At 31.8% G+C, this 22,179-nt stretch carries 12 protein-coding genes, 1 other RNA gene and 2 pseudogenes; 13 read left to right on the plus strand and 2 right to left on the minus strand.

Annotation, left to right across the window (positions count from 1 at the left end; all coding sequences use genetic code 11):
• Positions 1 to 675 precede the first annotated feature (675 nt).
• Positions 676 to 1,899, minus strand: a complete 1,224-nt coding sequence (gene fabB, locus HACICURV3402_RS02430) for a beta-ketoacyl-ACP synthase I (protein ID WP_157992741.1) — start codon at positions 1,897 to 1,899, stop codon at positions 676 to 678.
• A gap of 1,092 nt (positions 1,900 to 2,991) precedes the next feature.
• Here fabB and rnpB point away from each other — a divergent pair.
• The 13 genes and pseudogenes from rnpB to acpP all read left to right on the plus strand — a co-directional run bounded on the left by rnpB (position 2,992) and on the right by acpP (position 19,852).
• Positions 2,992 to 3,367: RNase P RNA component class A (gene rnpB / locus HACICURV3402_RS02435), an RNA gene on the plus strand.
• An 869-nt stretch (positions 3,368 to 4,236) separates the two neighbouring features.
• Positions 4,237 to 5,436 (plus strand): enoyl-ACP reductase FabV, encoded by a 1,200-nt coding sequence (gene fabV / locus HACICURV3402_RS02440; protein ID WP_157992742.1) that lies wholly within the window; start codon positions 4,237 to 4,239, stop codon positions 5,434 to 5,436.
• Positions 5,437 to 6,206: 770 nt separating this feature from the next.
• Positions 6,207 to 6,632 (plus strand): nucleoside-diphosphate kinase, encoded by a 426-nt coding sequence (ndk, locus tag HACICURV3402_RS02445; RefSeq protein ID WP_157992743.1) that lies wholly within the window; start codon positions 6,207 to 6,209, stop codon positions 6,630 to 6,632.
• 1,035 nt (positions 6,633 to 7,667) lie between these two features.
• Positions 7,668 to 8,843: a bifunctional tRNA (adenosine(37)-C2)-methyltransferase TrmG/ribosomal RNA large subunit methyltransferase RlmN gene (locus HACICURV3402_RS02450; protein ID WP_157992744.1), complete on the plus strand. Its 1,176-nt coding sequence runs from the start codon at positions 7,668 to 7,670 to the stop codon at positions 8,841 to 8,843.
• Positions 8,844 to 9,803: 960 nt separating this feature from the next.
• A pseudogene (rodZ, locus tag HACICURV3402_RS02455) lies at positions 9,804 to 10,274 on the plus strand (cytoskeleton protein RodZ); the annotation flags it as partial.
• Positions 10,275 to 10,747: 473 nt separating this feature from the next.
• Complete coding sequence (ispG, locus tag HACICURV3402_RS02460) at positions 10,748 to 11,836, plus strand: flavodoxin-dependent (E)-4-hydroxy-3-methylbut-2-enyl-diphosphate synthase (RefSeq protein ID WP_157992746.1); 1,089 nt, start codon at positions 10,748 to 10,750, stop codon at positions 11,834 to 11,836.
• A 177-nt stretch (positions 11,837 to 12,013) separates the two neighbouring features.
• On the plus strand, positions 12,014 to 13,321 hold the full coding sequence (hisS, locus tag HACICURV3402_RS02465) for a histidine--tRNA ligase (protein WP_157992747.1): 1,308 nt from the start codon (positions 12,014 to 12,016) through the stop codon (positions 13,319 to 13,321).
• Positions 13,322 to 15,592: 2,271 nt separating this feature from the next.
• Positions 15,593 to 15,763 carry a 50S ribosomal protein L32 gene (gene rpmF / locus HACICURV3402_RS02470; protein ID WP_157992748.1) on the plus strand — a complete coding sequence of 57 codons (171 nt, stop codon included), beginning with the start codon at positions 15,593 to 15,595 and terminating at the stop codon, positions 15,761 to 15,763.
• Positions 15,764 to 15,782: 19 nt separating this feature from the next.
• Complete coding sequence (gene plsX / locus HACICURV3402_RS02475) at positions 15,783 to 16,817, plus strand: phosphate acyltransferase PlsX (RefSeq protein WP_157992923.1); 1,035 nt, start codon at positions 15,783 to 15,785, stop codon at positions 16,815 to 16,817.
• A gap of 6 nt (positions 16,818 to 16,823) precedes the next feature.
• A complete protein-coding gene (locus HACICURV3402_RS02480; protein ID WP_157992749.1) occupies positions 16,824 to 17,777 on the plus strand; it encodes a beta-ketoacyl-ACP synthase III in 954 nt (317 codons plus the stop codon).
• A 31-nt stretch (positions 17,778 to 17,808) separates the two neighbouring features.
• A pseudogene (gene fabD / locus HACICURV3402_RS02485) lies at positions 17,809 to 18,742 on the plus strand (ACP S-malonyltransferase).
• A 24-nt stretch (positions 18,743 to 18,766) separates the two neighbouring features.
• Positions 18,767 to 19,501 carry a 3-oxoacyl-ACP reductase FabG gene (gene fabG / locus HACICURV3402_RS02490; RefSeq protein WP_157992750.1) on the plus strand — a complete coding sequence of 245 codons (735 nt, stop codon included), beginning with the start codon at positions 18,767 to 18,769 and terminating at the stop codon, positions 19,499 to 19,501.
• A 120-nt stretch (positions 19,502 to 19,621) separates the two neighbouring features.
• Positions 19,622 to 19,852, plus strand: coding sequence for an acyl carrier protein (gene acpP, locus HACICURV3402_RS02495; RefSeq protein WP_157992316.1), 231 nt, complete (start codon positions 19,622 to 19,624; stop codon positions 19,850 to 19,852).
• A gap of 78 nt (positions 19,853 to 19,930) precedes the next feature.
• Here acpP and HACICURV3402_RS02500 read toward each other — a convergent pair whose 3' ends face one another.
• Entirely contained in the window at positions 19,931 to 21,799 is a 1,869-nt protein-coding gene (locus HACICURV3402_RS02500) for a DEAD/DEAH family ATP-dependent RNA helicase (RefSeq protein ID WP_157992751.1), read from the minus strand.
• Positions 21,800 to 22,179 lie beyond the last annotated feature (380 nt).

Here is a 22,179-nt window from a genome sequence, read left to right on the forward strand (position 1 = left end):
CATTAATAAAAAAATAAAATATGATCAACCTATCAAATATATCTCAAACAACAAACATTAATTATGACAACTAAGAGTATAAATTATAAACCGAAAGTGAAAACAATACACATCTTGTGACAAGATACAATAAATATTTATATTATAAATCATACGTTCTACATGTTTAGTTCATCTAATAAAAAATTGTTACAACATACAATATATATATATTATATAAATACTTTTATGTCAGAGTAACTAGAAACCAAATATGCTTCAAGAATGTCATTCTATTAATTAACCACACTAATCCATAACAATATAAAAACACATGCGTCCTATACCTTCTGTATAAAATTAATCCTATATTTAATGCAATTCAACATTGTAGGTATCTATACTAAACATCTAAATTTTAATATATATACACTAATATAGCTGAAAAAATTATATCTAGACATTAACTAAATACTATTAATACGTTGTATTCATTGCATGTAACAAATACGTATGAACACTTATAATAATCATTAGTATATTCTATTCTCCACAAATAATTAGAATCTTAATCTTATGACTTATAGGTAAGTAAAACATTTCATATTCGATATATTATATACCTTCTCTTCAAGATATAAACTATTATTTAAGTATATATGAATAGACTAAAAGAACTCATAAAAATCTAACAAATTATACCCGTTTACTCATTACTAATGTAGCATTAGTACCCCCAAAACCAAAACTATTCGACATAACAGTAGTAAGTTTTCTGTTGGAAGGCACAGTAACAATATCTAACCCCTCCGCAGCAGGATCTAATCGATCAATATTTATACTAGGTGCAATAAAACCATGTTCTAACATTAATAGTGAATAAATTACCTCCTGTACACCTGCTGCGCCCAATGCGTGACCAGTCATCGCCTTAGTCGCCGATATTGCCGGATGTTGTTCTCGAAAAACAGTCCGAATGGCACATAATTCTTTTACGTCACCTATTAATGTTGAGGTACCGTGAGTATTAAGATAATCAATAGGAAGGTCTAGACCCTCCATAGCCATGCGCATACAGCGCGTTGCACCTTCCCCGGATGGTGCTACCATATCCGCTCCATCAGAAGTAGCACCATAGCCAACAACCTCAGCATAAATATGGGCTCCCCTTTTAATCGCATGATCTAATTCTTCAATCACTACTATACCCCCTCCACCTGCAATTACAAACCCATCACGACCAAGATCATAAGTACGTGAGGCTTTTTCTGGAATGGAGTTATACTTTGTTGATAACGCACCCATTGCATCAAATTCACAAGACATTTCCCAACACAATTCTTCGCCGCCACCAGCGAAAACAATGTCCTGTTTACCTAACTGAATCTGCTCTACAGCATTACCAATACAATGCGCTGATGTTGCGCACGCAGAACTAATGGAATAATTTACACCATAAATTTTAAAAGGAGTAGCTAAACAAGCTGAGACGCCAGATGCCATAGCTTTAGTAACCATATATGGACCTACACCTCGCAAACCCTTAGCACGCATTCCATCTACACTAGCTACTTGATAAAATGGAGAGCCACCACCTGAGCCAGCTACTAATCCTACACGCGGATTATTCTGATATTGCTCATCCGTAAGACCCGAGTCTTTTATAGCTTCCTGCATAGAAAGAAACGCATAAATAGATGCATCACTCATAAAACGAAGCGTTTTACGCCCAATGCGAGCTGAGATATCATTTTTAGATAACTTAATGTTTCCCCAAACGTGACTACGCATACCAGAATCTTTTAACTCTTGGGAAAAAGTAATCCCAGTCCGTCCAGCACGTAAGGATGCTAGCACTTCTACTTGGTTATTGCCAATACTGGAAATAATTCCCAAGCCAGTAACCACAGCACGTTTCATTCAATACCTCTTTCGATTCTTTTATTAAAATTCAAGTACATTTTTATCCTGCAAATCTATACTCAATAAGACCAATTAATATGTTACTAAGTTAAATTTAAATAAATGTTATTCGTTATATTATTAGTGAAATACATTAAAAATCATTATATTTACTTCCATAAAAGAAGAATCATCACACTGAAAATAACACAGATATTCTAATACAATCACTTAATGCTACTATTGCTATATAACTGAGTTATCTACTAGATAAAATCTATAAATATACTTATGAATACATCTATAAATATATCTAAGCATCATGCTTAATATCATGATATGAAAGTTAACACAACACAATGCACTTAGATACTAACAACCAGATGGAAGTATAAACTAACAGAAGCTCAATAGAACATACATCATTATTAAAAATCTTTTTTCTAATGCTGAATATTCTTGTATCTACTAATTAAAAAAACCATCGTGCATCACATATATACATAATATCAATCTAATCTATAATAATAAGGCTACACACCAACATAATAAATTGTGAACATGAAAAACATGTTTTAGCACTTTTATCGTATAAAAATAATAATATATAGCAGACTTATTCTGAATCTATTTGCATGGAAAAAAATTTACTAATAATTAGTTAAGCTACTAATATAACTTCCATACTGATACTTACTGCAAATTAAAGTAATATATACTACTCTATAGCTAGATTATATCTTTTCATATAAAATATATACTAAACAATGAATTGCAATCACTTATATTTATTTTAAAATATATCACAGTTGAAATCATTAAATACAACTAGAAATTCAAAAGAATACTAATTATATCTAATACCATCTAAAGAACCATAATCCATCAGGAACATTTAATAAAAAACATAACCTTAATAAAAAAGAATAACCTCTTAAAACCTAACGTACTCAAACCATAATAATCTACCTTTAATAACTATCTACCTCAAACAAAAAACAAAAAATAGCATTTGGCGAGCATTAAAGTTTAATATTAATCTTATTTTTAAATTAAATTAATATAAAATATTAATGACAGTTCACTATAATATCCTATATACTTCCTAATGAAGCTGACTAGGCAGTCGCCGTCTTTTTTCTTATCATAAAAAAGAAAAGGAGGGAGGAAAGTCCGGGCTCCAGAGGGTATGGGTGCCAGGTAACGCCTGGGTAGCGTAAGCTAACGACCAGTGCAACAGAAAGTATACCGCCGGTATTCTATCAAATTAGAATTTACAGGTAAGGGTGAAAAGGTGTGGTAAGAGCACACCGCGCATCTGGTAACAGATAGCGGCACGGTAAACTCCACCCGGAGCAAAGCTAAATAGGAGTTCGCTAATACGACCCGTACAGAACTCGGGTAAGCTGCTTGAACTAGTAAGCGATTACTAGTCTAGATGAATGACTGCCCTTGACAGAACCCGGCTTATCAGTCAGCTTCATGACTAGTTATGGTATGAAATAACTCATAATTAATTAAATTATTAATTTAAAATTATCTTGTTTAAAAACTATTAGTAAAATACTGAATGTTATATGCAATAACTCGTGTTATAAACAATAAATAACCCTATAATATTTCTCATGAACATAATATACCAACATCTACAATAAAATATTACCTATCACATACACACATCTATTACTATTACTATTACATACATATACATATATTTTATATATACATTATTGTATATATTTATTGTATATATTTAGCTTTATTTTTATTAAAATTAAATTTTTCCTTAAGTCTCATAGAAATAAACCCACCTTAATACTCTTCAATTAATGAAGAATTTCAGTCAATTTCTTATCATAAAAAAGAAGAATTCCTTTTCTCCAATAACAATCATAAAAGGTTCAAGCACATGGCTATCTCAACGCACTCATACGTTCTGATTAAATCTGATACTAGCAATATATCATGGGTCTTCTAGAAGACTACGAGATAAATCATATCCAAAAAATTTTTTAATAAATAATTATAGACGAAATATTCGTGTATATTGTTTAACACAATATGTCATCATTTTACTATCCTACCTAAAGCACTTCAAACATATTCATGTACATCTAAATCTATTGGGAATCATATTATAAATAGCTAACAATGATAAAAATCTTAACAATATATATATTTACAAAACTAAATTGTCTGAGATAGAGTAAATCTTACTGATATAAATCAATGTCATAAAACTAGTTATTTATATAATATGACAGATATATTTAAACTTGTACTCAAATAGTAGTAACTACATTCTTAAAAACGATATAAATAGATAGATTTTTAAATAATTTTATTGAGGTCAAAATGATTATTCAACCACGGACTAGAGGTTTTATCTGTGTCACTGCTCATCCAATAGGTTGTAAATATAATGTAGAAAAACAAATACAATATATTAGAACCAAAGGAGTTCTTACATCTGGCCCTAAAAAAGTTCTAATCATTGGCGCTTCATCCGGTTATGGATTAGCTATGCGCATTGCTTCTTCTTTTGGGTGTGGGGCCAGTACACTTGGTGTATTTTTTGAACGCTCAGGAGAAAAAAATAAATCAGCAAGTGCTGGTTGGTATAACTCTTCTGCATTTACAGAACTAGCAATATCATCTGGTTTATACGTGAAAAATATTAATGGCGATGCTTATTCCAATTCTGTTAAAAAGAAAACTATTGAAATCATTAAAAGAGATTTGGGAACAGTAGATCTTGTCATATATAGCCTCGCAGCTTCGTATTGTACCGATCCAGATACTGGTCAAGTGTTGCGCTCCGTATTAAAACCCATAGGATCACCTATGATGACAAAAACATTAAATACTAAGACAAAAAAAATTTCCCATATTTTATTAGAACCTGCTTCACTGGAAGAAATTAATAATACGATCACTGTTATGGGAGGGAAAAACTGGCAAACATGGATACATGCACTGCTTGAAGCTAATGTACTATCCAAAGAAGCAAAAACCACCGCTTTTAGCTATCTTGGAGAAAAAATTACACACGACATCTACTGGAACGGCTCCATAGGGGCAGCAAAAAAAGATCTAGACACAAGAGCATTGCATATACGAAACACCTTAATGACTAAAAATAACGGTGATGCGCGCATTGCGGTTCTTAAAGCTGTAGTCACTCAAGCTAGCTCCGCCATTCCGATGATGCCATTATATTTATCACTGCTCTTAAAAGTGATGAAAGAAAGAAATACGCATGAAGATTGTATCGAGCAAGTATACTTTCTTTTAAAAGACAACTTGTACAATCCTTTACCTCTCTTAGATAAGATGGGTCGGTTTCGAATGGACTCTCAAGAATTAAACCCTGATATACAAAATGCTATCTCTACACGATGGAAAATTATCACTGATGATAATCTTTGTGAATTGACTGATCTTTCTGGATATCAAAATGCTTTTATGCGCCTATTTGGCTTTGGCATACCTGAAATTAACTATGAAAATCATGTAGACGCAGATATAAAAATTAAAAATCTGATTCAGATGTAATTACTTCTAAATAAAAATAAAGATAATTCTGTAAAAAGTTATTCCAAATTTTACAATATAGATAATAATATATAAAATAACTCATGACAATTTATAATCAACCACCTTTTCTAATTAAAAAATTTTCAGTTACAGAACGTTCTAAATCTTTTGAAGACAGAAAATACCCAATAAACTATAATTCACACAGATAATATTATAATCTCTACAATCTTTTTACATGCGCTCCTATGTATCTTTTCAAGATAAATAAAATAAGCAAAATAAAAATAAAAGATATTCTATGTGATATTTCTTAAAAACAAGATATAAAGATATAGAAGATATACTTTAAATATTTTTAAAATCACAGCTTACAAGCGAAAACGATAGAATAAAATACTTAAATAAATGATTCTGATACACCTTGATTATTCTATATTTACTAGATAAAAAATTTATACTCACTTGCAAACATAACTGCCCCACGCACGATTAAAGTCAAACAACACTATTTTAAATAAAATAATAATCCAAAAAAACTAATCTAATAATTTCAAAAAGGACATACTCCTTGTCTCTATTAATATAACTTCTGCAATATTCATTTTAATCCTTAAAAAAAATTAAAACTATGATAAAGTAGTGTTATTGATAATCCATCAAAAACAAAATCGATGGTATGTTAGAAATCTAAAATAGATTATTGAATATTACTGATACCTTAATTTTAAATTGTAGTGTTATGAACAAATATTCTTAAATGCATATCAAGTAACCCAAGGATGAACATGACTATGGAAAAGACCTTGTCTATTCTTAAACCAAATGCTATAAAAAAAAATATTATTGGTGCAATTTTTCATCGATGTGAATCAGCGGGGTTAAAAATTATTGCTAACAAAATGCAAATTTTATCCGAAAAACAAGTTATAGATTTCTATCAAGAACATCGGGGTAAATTATTTTTTGATAATTTAATTAAATTTATGACTTCTGGAGCAGTTATTCTCTCAGTATTAGAAGGACACAATTCTATACAGCGATATAGGGAATTAATGGGAGATACAAACCCATCTAGGGCTCTTGCGGGGACCCTGCGATCTGATTATGCAGATAGCTTGACTGAAAATACTATACATGGCTCTGATTCATCCGTGTCTGCAAAACGTGAAATTTTATTCTTCTTCAAGAAAGAAGAAATATACCCAAGATAGGATTAATAAATAAATGTACTTAGCCTAAGAATGCTCTTTTTTTAAAATTGTCCTGTATATTAAAATTCTAATTTATACATAAACTCACGTTATATGTATATATTTTATATAAAGACGTTACAAAATGACTTACATATCCATATTTAGAAAGTAATTATTATACTATCTCAATAAATAATCATAATCATTTCCACATAAGTTATATTGATTAATAATTAATTATTATAGTATATAAAAAAACTATGATAGCATAATCTTATGTTAGTATTCATTGTGCGCTTACTAAGATTATAATAGTAATCATATATATCTCATAATATATTATGTCTGACTAAATCTTGAACTAAAATGATCTCTATCTACTATAACGCTCGCTATTGATGCATCAATGTATTAAATAAATATAAAATCTATATGTCTAGTATGTTACTCACAACACAACATCTGGCGTTAAACTCATTTAATTTTAATTTGCAATCCCTTCCACTTAGGAAGTAGATCTAATCTTTTATTATGTAAACACAACTCCTAATTGTATACCAACATAATATGTTATCAATAACATATTATCATTATAAGATATTATATCATAATGCATGATACTATAAATTTTAAAATATTTAATGTTGATAAAATAGACGTATTATATGTAACTCTAAGATCTCAATAAAAAAATAAATTTACAAAAAAATTATTGCAAACTTGATAAAAATTTAGACAAAACCAATCACGTGGCTCCATGAAATATGAAGTAATACAATACTAGTAGTATTATCACGATTGTACTCACATTCAGATATAAGCGCAGCTTCCTATTATGCATACGTTAACATAATATCCCTCCTCTCTTTCAAGAGGAATCGTAATACCTATATTATTACTTTTACAATAAATTCCAAACTCATCATCCTCTACTCTACATATAACATATAAATAACCGTTTTCTCTAATCAATTAGGATTCCTATAGCAGTTATTTACATGTACACTAATTCTCAACTCCTTTGATCTATTCTAAAAAAACTAGAGACTACTTATGTTAGCACCAAGCATAATATCCTTATCATCCTCAAATGACATAAGAATTAGTAAGTCAGAAAAAATTAATCTATTAAATCTAAATCGTCAAAAAATGCATGAATTCTTTTCTGATTTAAATGAAAAACCCTTTCGCGTTGAACAAGTTATGCGATGGATCTATCATCACTTCTGTACCAATTTTGATGATATGACTAACATCAATAAACTATTCCGTAATAAACTAAAATCCATTGCAGAAATCCGCGCTCCAGAAGTAACAACAACACAACAATCCTCAGACGGTACTATTAAATGGGGTATGCAGATTGGAAAACAACAAATTGAAACTGTCTACATTCCAGAAAAAGATCGTTCAACACTCTGTATATCTTCGCAGGTTGGTTGCAAACTGGCATGTAAATTCTGCTCAACAGCACAACAAGGATTTAACCGTAACTTAACAACCTCTGAAATCATTGGACAAATCTGGCGTGCTATAACAATCCTTAAAAAAAATATAATGACTAATCAACGCCCAATTACTAATATAGTAATAATGGGAATGGGCGAACCACTTCTGAACCTAAATAATATTATTCAATCTATTGAAATCATGCTAGATGATTTTGGCTTTGGTTTATCTAAAAGACGCGTTACTTTATCTACTTCTGGAATTATTCCGGCACTAGATAAACTAATAGAAAAAGTTGATGTAGCATTGGCCGTGTCACTCCATGCACCAAATAATCAAATACGTAATAAAATTATGCCTATCAATCAAGTATATAATATTGAAAATATACTAGAATCAGTTAAACGCTATATTAGCATGTCTCGAGCAAATAAAGGACGTGTAACTATTGAATACGTCATGCTCGATGGAATTAATGATAGCCAAAATAACGCGCATCAACTGGCAAAACTGCTACGAGATACACCATGTAAAATTAATTTAATACCCTGGAATGCCTTTCCGGGTGCACTCTTTAATTGCAGTTCATATAGCCGTATTAATCGTTTTGCTAAAATACTAATAGATCATGGTTTTACTACGATTATACGTAAAACGCGTGGTCATGATATTAATGCAGCCTGTGGGCAATTATCTGGACACGTAATTAACCGAACTAAACACATAACACATGATAAAAGAATGGATGAAACAATTAATATTAACAAACTCTATGATTAATTACACGTATGATCACCTTCTGATTTAATCTAATTATATACAATCTACCGCATTAAGCTAAAACTCCTGAAAAAAATAAGATATAATCTAATATAAATAATATAATAAACTACCTATGATAGGATCTACTTAAAAAGAATTAGATCAATAATATCAGTTTTTTTATGTACCTAAATATACATAGACTAAAGAAAAAATCTCACTAATTAATATAATTTACCTAGGATCGCGAACTTAACTTTACAAAATAAGAAAAATAATCAGAATAAAAATAAATATTCAGATCTATAATTTTCTATTTCTAACTAAATTATAATTCAATTTTCTCTAACATCATGGAAAAAATACAAAATTAACCCAATTTCAATTTAAAAAACAACGATTTTATTGATAAAGATTTGAAATTAATAAATATACAATTTAATTTTCTATTGATAAATTACAAAAAACTTTTAACAAACGTCCTTAACTACAATAGTATAACCAGGTACAATAAATACGAATACCACACCAAGAAAAATATTATAAATAAAAAAGAAAGAATTCAACTTAATATATAAAATTATAATAATTACAATCTACTCCCTCTGATTTGGCTTGGTATGCTATAATATTATTCTTATATGATATATATTACAAATATACAAAAAACTAGATGGCTCCTAACAATAAAAATATAGATATTATTTTATATTTCCATAAAGCAATATGTAGGTAAAACTAGACATTTATATGTCTAAAACTAATCTAGAGAAATAATAGAAAATAGGACCAATAGTAAGAAAATACTTCAACTTATGCTTCCTGTGAAATTTGTATCAAAAAACATCCTATTTCTTTCAAAAAATTTATATAGATTATTTTCCTTTCTTTGGAAGGAAAATTGCATTTTTGATATATAATTTCACAAGAAATTTAAAAAACTTTTCACTATCGATACAGCAGCGATATCTTTTTCTTATGACCATTGAAGCTACTCAAGATAAATACCATATAACTTTAACGGGAGAACGCTTACGGAATGCCCGTGAAAAACTGGGCCTCACACAGCAACATATTGCTGAGCGTCTCTGCCTAAAAGTATCTATTATTCGCGATATCGAAGAAGATACCGTCTCTTCTTCACTCGCATCAACTTTCCTGCGAGGCTATATCCGCTCTTATGCCCGCTTGGTTCAAATTTCAGAAGAAGAACTTATCACACTTATGGAACAACAAATGCCAGTTAATGATGCCAAAGTAGAAATTATGCAAAGCTACTCTCTAGGACAACAGAAAACCAAGCGAGATAACTGGTTTATGCTTATTACTTGGCTAATTCTTATTTTGATACTTGGTCTTACTATGACTTGGTGGTGGCAAAATTACACGACCACTCAGGATCATCTAGTATCTATTAAAACTTCAAATACAATTATTACAGGAGAGAATCGTTAATGATTTTTATAAATTCATATTTACATTAATCTAAGCTAGAATAATAGATTAATACAAAATTTAATAATTTATATAAAACTCTACAACAAATACTATGAATCATAATCAAATCAAAACAATACTCACTTATCTTATGTCTAGCCGAGACCAAAATAATTCACTTTATGAGTCAATTAAGAACAAATTATTTATTCTTTTCTTATAAAATATATAACAATATATTCTCATTAAGAGAATAACAATCAAAGTAAGATCACATAATACCAATAACATCTAATACAACCAGTAGATCAGTTAACTAAACTAATGTTCTTTTATTTATATTATAATTTCTACACCTTTCTCTCCAGGCACGATACAGACAACCCTGCGCTTGAATGTTTAATGTTAGATCCACTTATCCCTATACCCCTTCTTTTAGCTTACCTTTCATTCTCACCCCATCCTTAGTTATTATGGAGAAAGATATGAATAACTTGAAACCTATTGCCCGTCGTGAATCAATGCGTATTAATATTGGAAAAGTTCCTATAGGTGATAACATGCCTATTTCTGTGCAATCTATGACTAATACACCTACAACTAATATTAAAGCCTCTATTTCTCAGATTCAATCTCTAGAACAAGCTGGTGCTGATATTATTCGAATATCTATACCTACTATGGAAGCTGCAGAGTCATTTCGTGTTATCAAAAAACAAGTTACTGCTCCTTTAGTCGCAGATATTCATTTTGACTATCGAATCGCCCTAAAAGTTGCTGAATATGGAGTAGACTGCTTACGCATTAATCCAGGAAATATCGGTAATAAACATCGAATTCGCCAAGTGGTAGAATGCGCTCGCTATCATAACATTCCAATTCGAATTGGAATTAATAGCGGATCACTAGAACAAGATTTACAAAAAAAATATAATAGTCCTACCGCAGAAGCTTTAGTTGAATCAGCTTTACGTAATATTAATCATTTTGATAACCTTAACTTTGATATGTTTAAAGTCAGCGTTAAATCATCTAACGTTTTAACCGCTATAGAAGCATATCGTCTTTTAGCTAAACAAATTAAACAACCACTTCATCTAGGCATTACAGAGACCGGAGGAGCGCGAGCTGGAGCAGTAAAATCAGCAATAGCAATAGGCTCCCTTCTATTGGAGGGCATCGGTGATACACTACGAATATCTCTGGCAACTGACCCAATCGAAGAAGTAAAAGTTGGTTTTGATATTTTGAAATCTCTACAGATTCGTTCACGTGGTATTAATTTTATTGCCTGCCCAACTTGCTCACGTCAAGAATTTGATGTTATTAACGTAGTTAACATTCTAGAAAAACGACTAGAAGACATTCTTACTCCGATGGATATTGCAATTATTGGTTGTATGGTCAATGGTCCAGGGGAAGCTAAACAAGCGACCCTAGCTTTAGTAGGTAATCGTAACAAAAGTAGTTTTTATGAAGATGGAATTCAATTAAATGTGCGAATCGATAATCAGACTCTTGTAGACCAACTAGAGGAACGCATTCGCGCTAAAGCGCTACATATAAAAAAATAGCAATCATCTTTAAAGTTTAAAATATTGCATAAGTTATAATACATCTTATTATTATCATCTCGTTAAAGAGATCCAACAGATCTCAATTAATTAAAAAATTATGCAAGCATATATAATTCTATAAATTTATAAACTATAAGTACAATTATATTGTTATTAGAAATAACAGGATAGACAGTGAAAAAAAATAAAATTCAAGCACTTCGTGGTATGAAAGACCAACTTCCAATAGATATCACTTGCTATCAAAAAATCGAACGCATATTAAAACAAGTTATAAATAGCTACGGTTTCAGTAAAATTCGTCTGCCAATTGTGGAAAAAACCTCTCTATTTAAACGCGCTATTGGTTCTGTTACTGATGTAACAGAAAAAGAAATGTATACTTTTCAAGATCGTAATGGTGAAAGCATTACATTAAGACCAGAAGGGACTGCCGGATGTGTACGTGCAGGAATTGAACATGGTATACTTTATCATCAAGAACAGCGTCTATGGTATATAGGACCAATGTTTCGCTATGAAAGACCACAGAAAGGTCGTTATCGACAATTTTATCAAGTTGGTGCTGAAGTATTTGGACTAAAAGGTCCAAACATCGATGCTGAATTAATTTTAATGACCGCAAGATGTTGGAAACTATTAGGTATTTCTCATTATCTTCGGTTAGAGTTAAACTCTATCGGATCACTAGAGACGCGAAAAAAATACCATAATATACTTATTTCTTTTCTAAGAAATCACATTACTCTTTTAGACAAAGATTGTAAAGATCGTATATATTCTAATCCTCTTCGAATTCTAGATAGCAAAAATCCTCATATTCAAGAACTATTAAAAGATCTTCCGCCTCTAAAGGATTATCTAGATATTGAATCTAGTCATCATTTTTTAGGCCTATGTGACCAATTAGATATCGCTGGAATTCCTTATCATATTAACCAACGTCTAGTACGCGGTCTTGATTATTACAACCGAACGGTTTTTGAATGGACCACCAATAGTCTTGGTGCACAAGGAACAATCTGTTCTGGTGGTCGATATGATGATTTAGTTGAAGAACTGGGTGGGACATCCACTCCAGCTGTTGGGTTCGCAATAGGATTAGAAAGATTAGCACTATTAGTACGAAATTTTAACTCTATACCAATACCAAATCAAATTATCGATGTTTATCTCATCACAAAAGGAGAGAAACAAAACAATTTAGGATTAATTTTATCTGAACAATTACGTGACAATATACCTGACTTAAAACTAATACGTAATTCCTGTGAAGGAAGCCTAAAAAAACACTTCACACACGCAATGAAACTAGGTGCAAGATTTGTAATAATCATCAATAAAGATACAGAAGGTGCAGAAGAACTAATTCTCAAAGATTTTTTGAATAACACACAAAAAAACATAGAGAAAACTAATGCATGCTCTATCCTTACTACACTTCTTCGTATGCATTTAACAACCCATGATATATCAATTTAATTATTAAAGGTCTCAAGATACAATAGAAAATACAAAACTATTGAGATAGTATAAGACTATTCTTATCTCTCAAGAAAAATTATATTAAGCTAGATATAATATCCAAAAACATGCATTAAACCTCATATTTTATATCCATATAACTAAAAATTATTTCAACAAAAACGGCTTTATCATATTTTTTGATAACAATTGTTGACAGCTCTAATCTATAAAAATAGAGACTTATCATTATCTTATACTATATCCTCTTTTCATTTGATGAATCATATAGCACCAAAGTTTCTCAATAGAAATCATAAACACGATCTTCTTACATAGAATCTTAAAAAAATAATATAAGTACAGTACTTGTTCATTATTATGACAATAATACCTAAATAAGAAAAACCGACTCAAGATTAAAAATCTATAACGAAAAACCTAAAAAAATCAAAAAAATCTCTCTACTAGATAGATTATCTATAACATTTATATAATCAAATCAAAACTTAAATTATGATCTAGTTTGTTGTTGCACAATATGTTATATTTATGAAATTAATAATTAGATGTATTCAGTTGTATTAGAATATAGCTTTATGATAAAAATCGTGAACTCTAAACTAAAGTCACTTATTTACATTCACGATATAAATTTTATAGATGCAAAATCATTTATCTAATCCTACTGACTATCAGTCCTACTGATATCTCTTTTACAGAGATATAACCTAATTTACAAAACTAAACTAAAATAAAAAATTATTTTCTATCTAAAATAATATACACAATCTTTATTCAGCATATACAGATAGCTTGTGCAAAAAAAATAAAAATATAAATACAATTTTTAGAGATTCATGTTTATATTTAAAATAAAATGGCAGAATAGATCCATGAATGATTGTGGGATCTGAAATAAATCCAAAAATCACATCTATATATTAACATCTATATTATATATATACCTATTCTTATCCTTTTATGCCATAAAAGTAGATCATAAATTATTATTCTTATATTATCAAAATATAATCAATTTAATGATTCCATCCTTCATATTCGTAAACATAAAAAATACAAAAACAAATCAACTTCATATATACTATACTTCACATATACTAATATGCCTTCATCCTTTTACTTCTGAAAAAAATCTCTTATAAAACACTAAAATAATCTTACTAAATTTCAATTATTACCCAATAAATTCTAGAAAACTACACATTAATAATTCTGAATTCCAAATAATCTTTCTCTTGATTCTATGTGTCACATCTGTAACTAATCTAAAAAAAGAAAAATAACATTCATTGTTTAAATAATAACCTGCTTTCATAAATCCAAAAAAGAACCAAATAAAATATTAAACTATAGTGTAAATCAATATTAAATTTCAATTATAAACACTACTATAGTAAAAGTCATAGAAAAAATACCGAGAGCATACTCGAAGTATCTTTCTATTAAAATACCATTTCTTTATTTAGTAAATAAAAAATTGTATTTTTCACAACCCGATTCACACTCTGAAGTAATATTAGGAATTACCCCATGCGTAATATTAAATTTAAGACCCCTAATATGAATATCCAAAGATCAAGATGTTGCACTCGTGATACTACAAGTAGATATCAAGGATATCTTGATAGACAGCATCCTATGCTCTATAATATATTTCAAAATAAAAATTGAACAACTCTAAAATAATCTGTTATTTACTGTAATTTAAATATCTGTTTAGTTATCCTTATCTACATAACATAAAATTCATTATGAACAATACCTCTGCAATAAAAAAGACAAGTCAATATCCTATTCTTACGGATAAACTAATTGGTATATATAAAAATATGAATAATATAAAACATATCATATTTTAGAAAATTAATAATTCGTCTTCAATAATGCTATATACTATCACTCTTTCTCTACTAATAGCGTACAGAAAGATGAATGTATTTAGATAAATACGATAGTAAATCTTATGAAAAATATAAGAATAAAAGTAATTAATAATACAAATTATGTTATATAACATATACATTAACTATAATTAGAAATTATATTTCTATTAGATATAATATGTATTAACTATCATTTATCACAGAAGAATAACTATGCTATTCCTGAATATTATAATAAAATCATATCATATACTGTTATACTTTTAAGACACACAGATGATACATATAACCAAAAAAATAACGATAACCAACGATAACCAATAAATTAGACGTACTACAGACCTGAAAAAAGAAAAAATCAACCATAACAGGAGAACAACTTATGGCTGTACAACAAAACAAACCAACGCGATCTAAACGAGGGATGCGACGAGCGCATGACGCCTTAACGACAGTTACACTCTCCATTGATAAACTATCTGGTGAACTGCATCGTCGCCATCACATTACTGCAGATGGCTATTATCGAGGCCGAAAGGTCCTTTTCACTTAAATTATCATCTACCATTATTTTGAAAAATCTGACTTTAGCAATAGATGTCATGGGCGGCGATCTAGGAGCTCACATGACAGTGCCTGCATCAATTCAAGCATTATCACTTAATCCATGTTTACATATTATTCTAGTTGGTGATCCTGTTATTATTAAACCGCTATTACTGAATACAGACATTTTCTTATTGTCTCGTCTAGAAATTATTGCTTCTCAATCGGTTATTTCTGACAATGCAAAACCCTCTGAATTTATTCGATCTAGTCATGGAAGCTCGATGCGAATCGCATTAGAGCAAGTAAAAAACGGTAAAGCACATGCCTGTGTAAGCGCAGGTCATACTGGCGCTATTATGGGATTAGCTAAGCTCTTATTAAAACCACTAGATGGAATAAATCGTCCAGCATTAATGACTATTCTACCAAACCAAAAAAAAAGTAAAACTGTAATGTTAGATGTGGGAGCTAATGTTATTGTAGAAAGCGAATTACTAGTACAATTTGCCATAATGGGAGCTGTAATAGCTGAAGAACTCTTAGCTATCCACAAACCTCGCATTGCTTTGATTAATATCGGTCAAGAACCAATCAAAGGATTGAACTCTGTTCAAGATGCAGCATATATACTTAAATCATCTAAAGAAATTAATTTTATTGGTTATATTGAAGGTCATGATCTCCTTTCTGACAAAACAGACGTGCTTGTTTGTGATGGTTTTGTAGGAAACATTATATTAAAAACTATAGAAGGAATAGTAAGAATGTTTCTTTTACTAGTTCAACCCAACGGTCTAGAAAAAAAACCAAGCTATAAACAAAATCTACTAAAAAAATGGTTAGACGAAGATTTAATACATCAATTACATCATTTAAATCCTGATAAATACAACGGCGCCCTTCTTATTGGATTACAAGGCGTAGTAGTAAAAAGTCATGGTTCTGCGAATAATTTCGGATTTATCGCAGCCATTCAACAAGCTGAGCAAATAGTACAGCAAAGAGTTCTCGACAGGATTTCAATGTGCGTACAAGCTTTATTATCTAAGAGTGACTAAGCGCACATGTATACAAAAATTATTGGTACAGGCAGGTATCTACCCGAACAGGTACGAACAAATTCCGATTTGGAAAAAATGATAGATACATCAGACGAATGGATTAAAACTCGTACTGGCATACAAGAACGCCGAATTGCTCTACCCAACGAAACAGTAGCAACTATTGGTTTTCAGGCGGCTCGACGCGCTCTTGAAATGTCCGGCATCGCACAAAATGACATTAACTTAATTATTGTTGCTACTACATCTTCAAGTCATGCTTTTCCTAGCTCTGCCTGCATGATTCAAAAAATGTTAGAAATTCATGATGCTGCTTCTTTTGATCTAGCAGCTGCCTGTTCAGGTTTTATCTATGCATTAAGCGTAGCAGATCAATATATTAAAAGCAATTTAGTTAAATATGCACTAGTCATTGGTTCTGACATCTTGAGTCGCATGTTAAATCCTAACGATCGTAATACATTAATTCTCTTTGGCGATGGAGCAGGTGCTGTAGTACTAGGTGCTGGAGAAGAACAGGGAATTATCTCTACTCACCTACATTCAGACGGACGATATGGTCATATACTAACACTGCCCAATCGAGACAACACCAAACCAGATAACAATACTTATCTTAGTATGACAGGCAATGAAGTATTTAAAGTAGCTATTAATAAACTAGCAAATATTGTTAAAGAAACCTTAGAAGCGAATAATCTTCAATGCTCTTCTATAGACTGGCTGATTCCACATCAAGCTAATTTGCGCATTATTAGTGCTACTGCCTGCAAGTTAGGCTTAGATATACATAAAGTGATTATTACTCTTCATCGTCATGGAAATACCTCTGCAGCTTCCATTCCGCTAGCTCTAGATGAAGCAGTCCGTGATAATCGTATTAAACATGGTCAATTAATTTTATTAGAAGCCTTTGGTGCAGGACTCACTTGGGGGTCAGCGCTAATTCGGTTTTAATCATGATTGCATATTAAAAAAGGAAATTAACATGAATAATATTGCAATGGTCTTTCCAGGTCAAGGATCACAAAAAATAGGCATGCTAGCTGACTTAGCTCAAGCTTATAATCTAGTAGAAAAAACCTTTTTAGAAGCCTCTAATGTACTGGGTTATGATTTATGGAAACTGGTACAAGAGGGGCCATCAGTAAAATTAAATAAAACGTACCATACCCAACCAGCTATCTTGGCTGCATCTTTTTCAATTTTTAAGATTTGGAAAAAAAGGAGTAAAAAAATACCTTCATTACTAGCAGGGCATAGTCTAGGTGAATACAGCGCATTAGTTTGTTCAGAAGTTCTTAACTTCCCTGACGCAATTACCCTAGTAGAACTTCGTGGCAAACTCATGCAAGAAGCCGTTCCCTGAAGGAATAGGCTCCATGCAAGTAATAATTGGACTAGATCCTCAATCTATAATGCAAATTTGTAAAGAATCTTCACATGACCAAATCGTATCACCAGTAAATTATAACTCGCCAGATCAAACAGTTATTGCCGGTCATAAAGAAGCCGTTGAACGTGCTAGTTTAGCCTGTAAACGTGCCGGAGCTAAACTTACATTACCCCTATCAGTTAGCGTACCCGCGCACTGCGCTTTGATGAAACCAGCAGCAGAAAAACTCAGAATGGCACTTGAAAAAATAGATTTTCATGCGCCAATTTTTCCAGTAATAAATAATGTTGACGTAGTCATTGAAACTAAACCGCATGCCATACGTAACGCCTTAATTCGTCAGCTAGATCACCCAATACAATGGATAGAAATTATAAAATTTATTAAAAGAAAAGGTATTACCTGCTTGCTGGAAATTGGACCAGGAAAAACTTTAACTGGTCTAAATAGGCGTACTGAGCCTAGTTTCACGCTAACTGCAATAAATGATCCAGATAGCTTAGCAAAGGCGCTCGAAGTACAATAAGAAAAAAAGGGGGGGTATAATAAAATGAATTTCAAAGGTAAAATTGCAATAGTAACCGGCGCCAGTCGAGGGATCGGTCGCGCTATAACAGAGAATCTAATAATACATGGTGCTACAGTATTAGGAACAGCTACAACCAAGAATGGTGCAGATGCCATTAGTAAATATTTAGGTGCTAATGGTAAAGGCTTTCTATTAAACGTAAGCAACATAGATTCTATTGAAAAAACATTAGATAACATTCACGGTGACTTCGGTGAAATAGATATATTAGTTAACAATGCAGGTATTACACGTGATAAGCTACTTATCCGAATGAAAGATGATGAATGGAATAAAGTAATTGACACTAATCTGACATCAATCTTTCGTTTATCTAAAGCAGTTTTACGGACTATGATCAAAAAAAGAAACGGTAGAATTATTAATATTGGATCTGTTATTGGCAGCACAGGCAATGTAGGACAATCTAATTACTCAGCAACTAAAGCAGGTTTAATTGGATTAAGTAAATCCCTTGCGCGTGAAATAGCATCCCGTGGTATAACCGTAAATGTTGTAGCACCTGGGTTTATTGAAACTGACATGACACGGGCTCTTAGCGCAAAAACACGAGAAGAAATTATGACAAAAATACCTATAGGACGCCTTGGTCAAGTTCAAGACATTGCACAAGCTGTAACATTTTTAGCCTCTGAAGCAGCCTCATATATTACTGGAGAAACACTTCATGTAAATGGTGGAATGCTTATGACATAATCATTAAATAAACTGTATAAATCATGGCATAACTCACTGGAATTTAGTTGCATCTTTTTCAACATTTTATAAACTATAAAAACCATCGCGTAAGCGAGTTTTGATAGGAAATTGAACTATATGAGCACTATCGAAGAACGTGTTAAAAAAATCATTAGCGAACAGCTTGGTGTTAAGCAAGAGGAGGTAGTCAACGTTGCTTCCTTTGTAGAAGATCTGGGTGCAGATTCTCTTGATACTGTTGAATTAGTGATGGCACTAGAAGAAGAGTTTGATACTGAAATCCCGGATGAAGCAGCTGAAAAAATAACTACTGTTCAAGCTGCTATTGATTATATTAATACGCACTAAGTATCAGTGATCAGTTTCAGGCGGACATGTTATAACCGCCTGAACTTCATGATATTAATGTGTATAAAATAAATTAAACTACACATCATTCCGTCGGGATAAATGTCGCACGCTATATTCACGCGGTGAACTTGTAGTACGACGGTGATTATCTCGGTTAAAACCACCTAGGCGTCGTTCGTTTTTAGTTTCATTACTAAAGCGATTTCCTTCACTTGAGTAAGAGGCGCTTAAGTTGCTATTACTATAACGACGCTCAACACTACGACGTACATGCGCATCACCTATTAACTTCATATTAATAGGCTTATTGAGAATCATTGTGCGAGAAACATTTTGGATCAAAGAATTAGACATGCCTTTTGGCAACTCAAGCGTTGCATATTTCGAATATAATTTAATATTACCAATATAACGACTGTTAATTTCACCTTCATTAACAATGGCACCGACGATGTGACGAACCTCTACTCCGTCATCTCGTCCTACTTCAATTCGATACAAGGCCATCATGTCTCTAGTTTCTTGCCGGTCTCTCCGAGGTCGATCTCCATCCTTTAGGTCACGACTGGATCGATGGTTGCGACGGTCTTCGTAATCTCTATCTTCACGGCGAAAACGATAAATCGGCTCTGAAGGTATTAAGAGAGGACGCTCACCTTGAGCAATTTTTAATAAAACTGCAGCTAAAATCTCAATATCTATTGAATCAGAAGGCTGTATTTTAGAAAGCAATGCTCTATACTCTTCTAAATCACAACTTTCTAATTGCTTTTTAATTTTTTCAGAAAACTTTTCTAAACGACGTTGTCCAAGTAATTTCGTATTTGGCAATTCAACTTCTGGGATACTGAGCTTCATATTACGCTCAATATTACGTAATAAACGACGCTCTCGATGCTCTACAAAAAGAAGAGCGCGACCAGCTCTTCCCGCTCGCCCGGTGCGACCAATACGATGAACATAAGATTCTACATCCATAGGAATATCATAGTTAATAACTAAGCTTATTCGATCAACATCGAGACCGCGTGCGGCAACATCAGTAGCAATTAAAATATCTAGACGACCATCTTTTAAACGTTCTAAAGTCTGTTCGCGCAATGATTGATTCATGTCACCATTAAGAGCGGCGCTATTGTAACCGCTTTTTTCCAGTGATTCAGCTACCTCTAATGTAGCATTTTTAGTACGCACAAAAATAATAACCGCATCAAAATCTTCTACTTCCAAAAAACGAGTTAACGCATCTGTTTTACGCCCATAAACAATCCAATAACTTTGACTGATATCCGGACGTGTATTCACACTTGACTGAATACGTATCTCTTGAGGATTTTTCATAAAACGTTTAGTAATCCGACGGATTACATCTGGCATGGTTGCAGAAAATAAAGCTGTCTGATGATTATCCGGAATTTGCGCCATAATTGTTTCAACATCTTCGATAAACCCCATGCGAAGCATTTCATCGGCTTCATCTAGAACTAACCCATGAAGTTGAGATAAATCCAACGTACCACGTTTTAAGTGATCGAGAAGACGACCGGGTGTACCAACAACAACCTGAGGTCCATGACGCAAGGCTCGTAACTGAACATCATAACGCTGCCCCCCATAAAGAGCCACAACATTTAAACCTCGCATATTTTTAGAAAACTCTATAATTGCTTCCGAAACCTGCACTGCTAATTCACGAGTCGGGGCTAAAACTAAAACCTGTGGCGCTTTGCTGGTTATAATAATATTTTGAATTAATGGTAATGCGAAAGCTGCGGTTTTTCCGCTTCCAGTTTGAGCCATTCCTAATACGTCTCGACCAGCTAAAAGATGTGGAATACATTCAACCTGAATAGGAGATGGTCTAATATAACCCATAGAATTAAGAGATTGAATCAAAGTCTCTTTTAAACCAAGAGACGAAAAAGTAGTTTGTATATCAGTCATGTAGTACATGTGCCTCTTAGATTGCATCGGCCAGTCTACATAACTTATTGTGAAAATTGATAATTATTTTCATCAAAAGATGTGTACCGGCTCAATTAATTAATGTCAATACACTAAAATTTATCCATAAATATCATGGTGATAGGACCTGTGTTAAATAAGTATCTGATAGCTCGAACTAGTCATTGTCTGTATATATTTGAAATACTAACTATATTCAATAATAAATCATAGAATACTAAATATTAAAATCCATTATAAAATATGTTGATATATTATCATGTTACCTATTTAAAAAAAAAACATCTTGATCAAATTAATATCTGATTAAATCATGACACTTACAAGTTTAATCCAGGCTCTAATCTTTTCTCTCTTAG

Origin of the sequence: Candidatus Erwinia haradaeae (assembly GCF_900698925.1) — a bacterium.
In the GTDB taxonomy this organism is placed as follows: Bacteria; Pseudomonadota; Gammaproteobacteria; order Enterobacterales; family Enterobacteriaceae; genus Erwinia_E; species Erwinia_E haradaeae_I.

What these genes read in the sequence shown, in the direction of transcription:
- ndk (WP_157992743.1), top strand. Translation starts at nt 6,207, where the DNA reads ATGACTATGGAAAAGACCTTGTCTATTCTTAAACCAAATGCTATAAAA.
- fabV (WP_157992742.1), top strand. Translation starts at nt 4,237, where the DNA reads ATGATTATTCAACCACGGACTAGAGGTTTTATCTGTGTCACTGCTCAT.
- fabG (WP_157992750.1), top strand. Translation starts at nt 18,767, where the DNA reads ATGAATTTCAAAGGTAAAATTGCAATAGTAACCGGCGCCAGTCGAGGG.
- rpmF (WP_157992748.1), top strand. Translation starts at nt 15,593, where the DNA reads ATGGCTGTACAACAAAACAAACCAACGCGATCTAAACGAGGGATGCGA.
- ispG (WP_157992746.1), top strand. Translation starts at nt 10,748, where the DNA reads ATGAATAACTTGAAACCTATTGCCCGTCGTGAATCAATGCGTATTAAT.
- HACICURV3402_RS02450 (WP_157992744.1), top strand. Translation starts at nt 7,668, where the DNA reads ATGTTAGCACCAAGCATAATATCCTTATCATCCTCAAATGACATAAGA.
- HACICURV3402_RS02500 (WP_157992751.1), bottom strand. Translation starts at nt 21,799, where the DNA reads ATGACTGATATACAAACTACTTTTTCGTCTCTTGGTTTAAAAGAGACT.
- fabB (WP_157992741.1), bottom strand. Translation starts at nt 1,899, where the DNA reads ATGAAACGTGCTGTGGTTACTGGCTTGGGAATTATTTCCAGTATTGGC.
- acpP (WP_157992316.1), top strand. Translation starts at nt 19,622, where the DNA reads ATGAGCACTATCGAAGAACGTGTTAAAAAAATCATTAGCGAACAGCTT.
- HACICURV3402_RS02480 (WP_157992749.1), top strand. Translation starts at nt 16,824, where the DNA reads ATGTATACAAAAATTATTGGTACAGGCAGGTATCTACCCGAACAGGTA.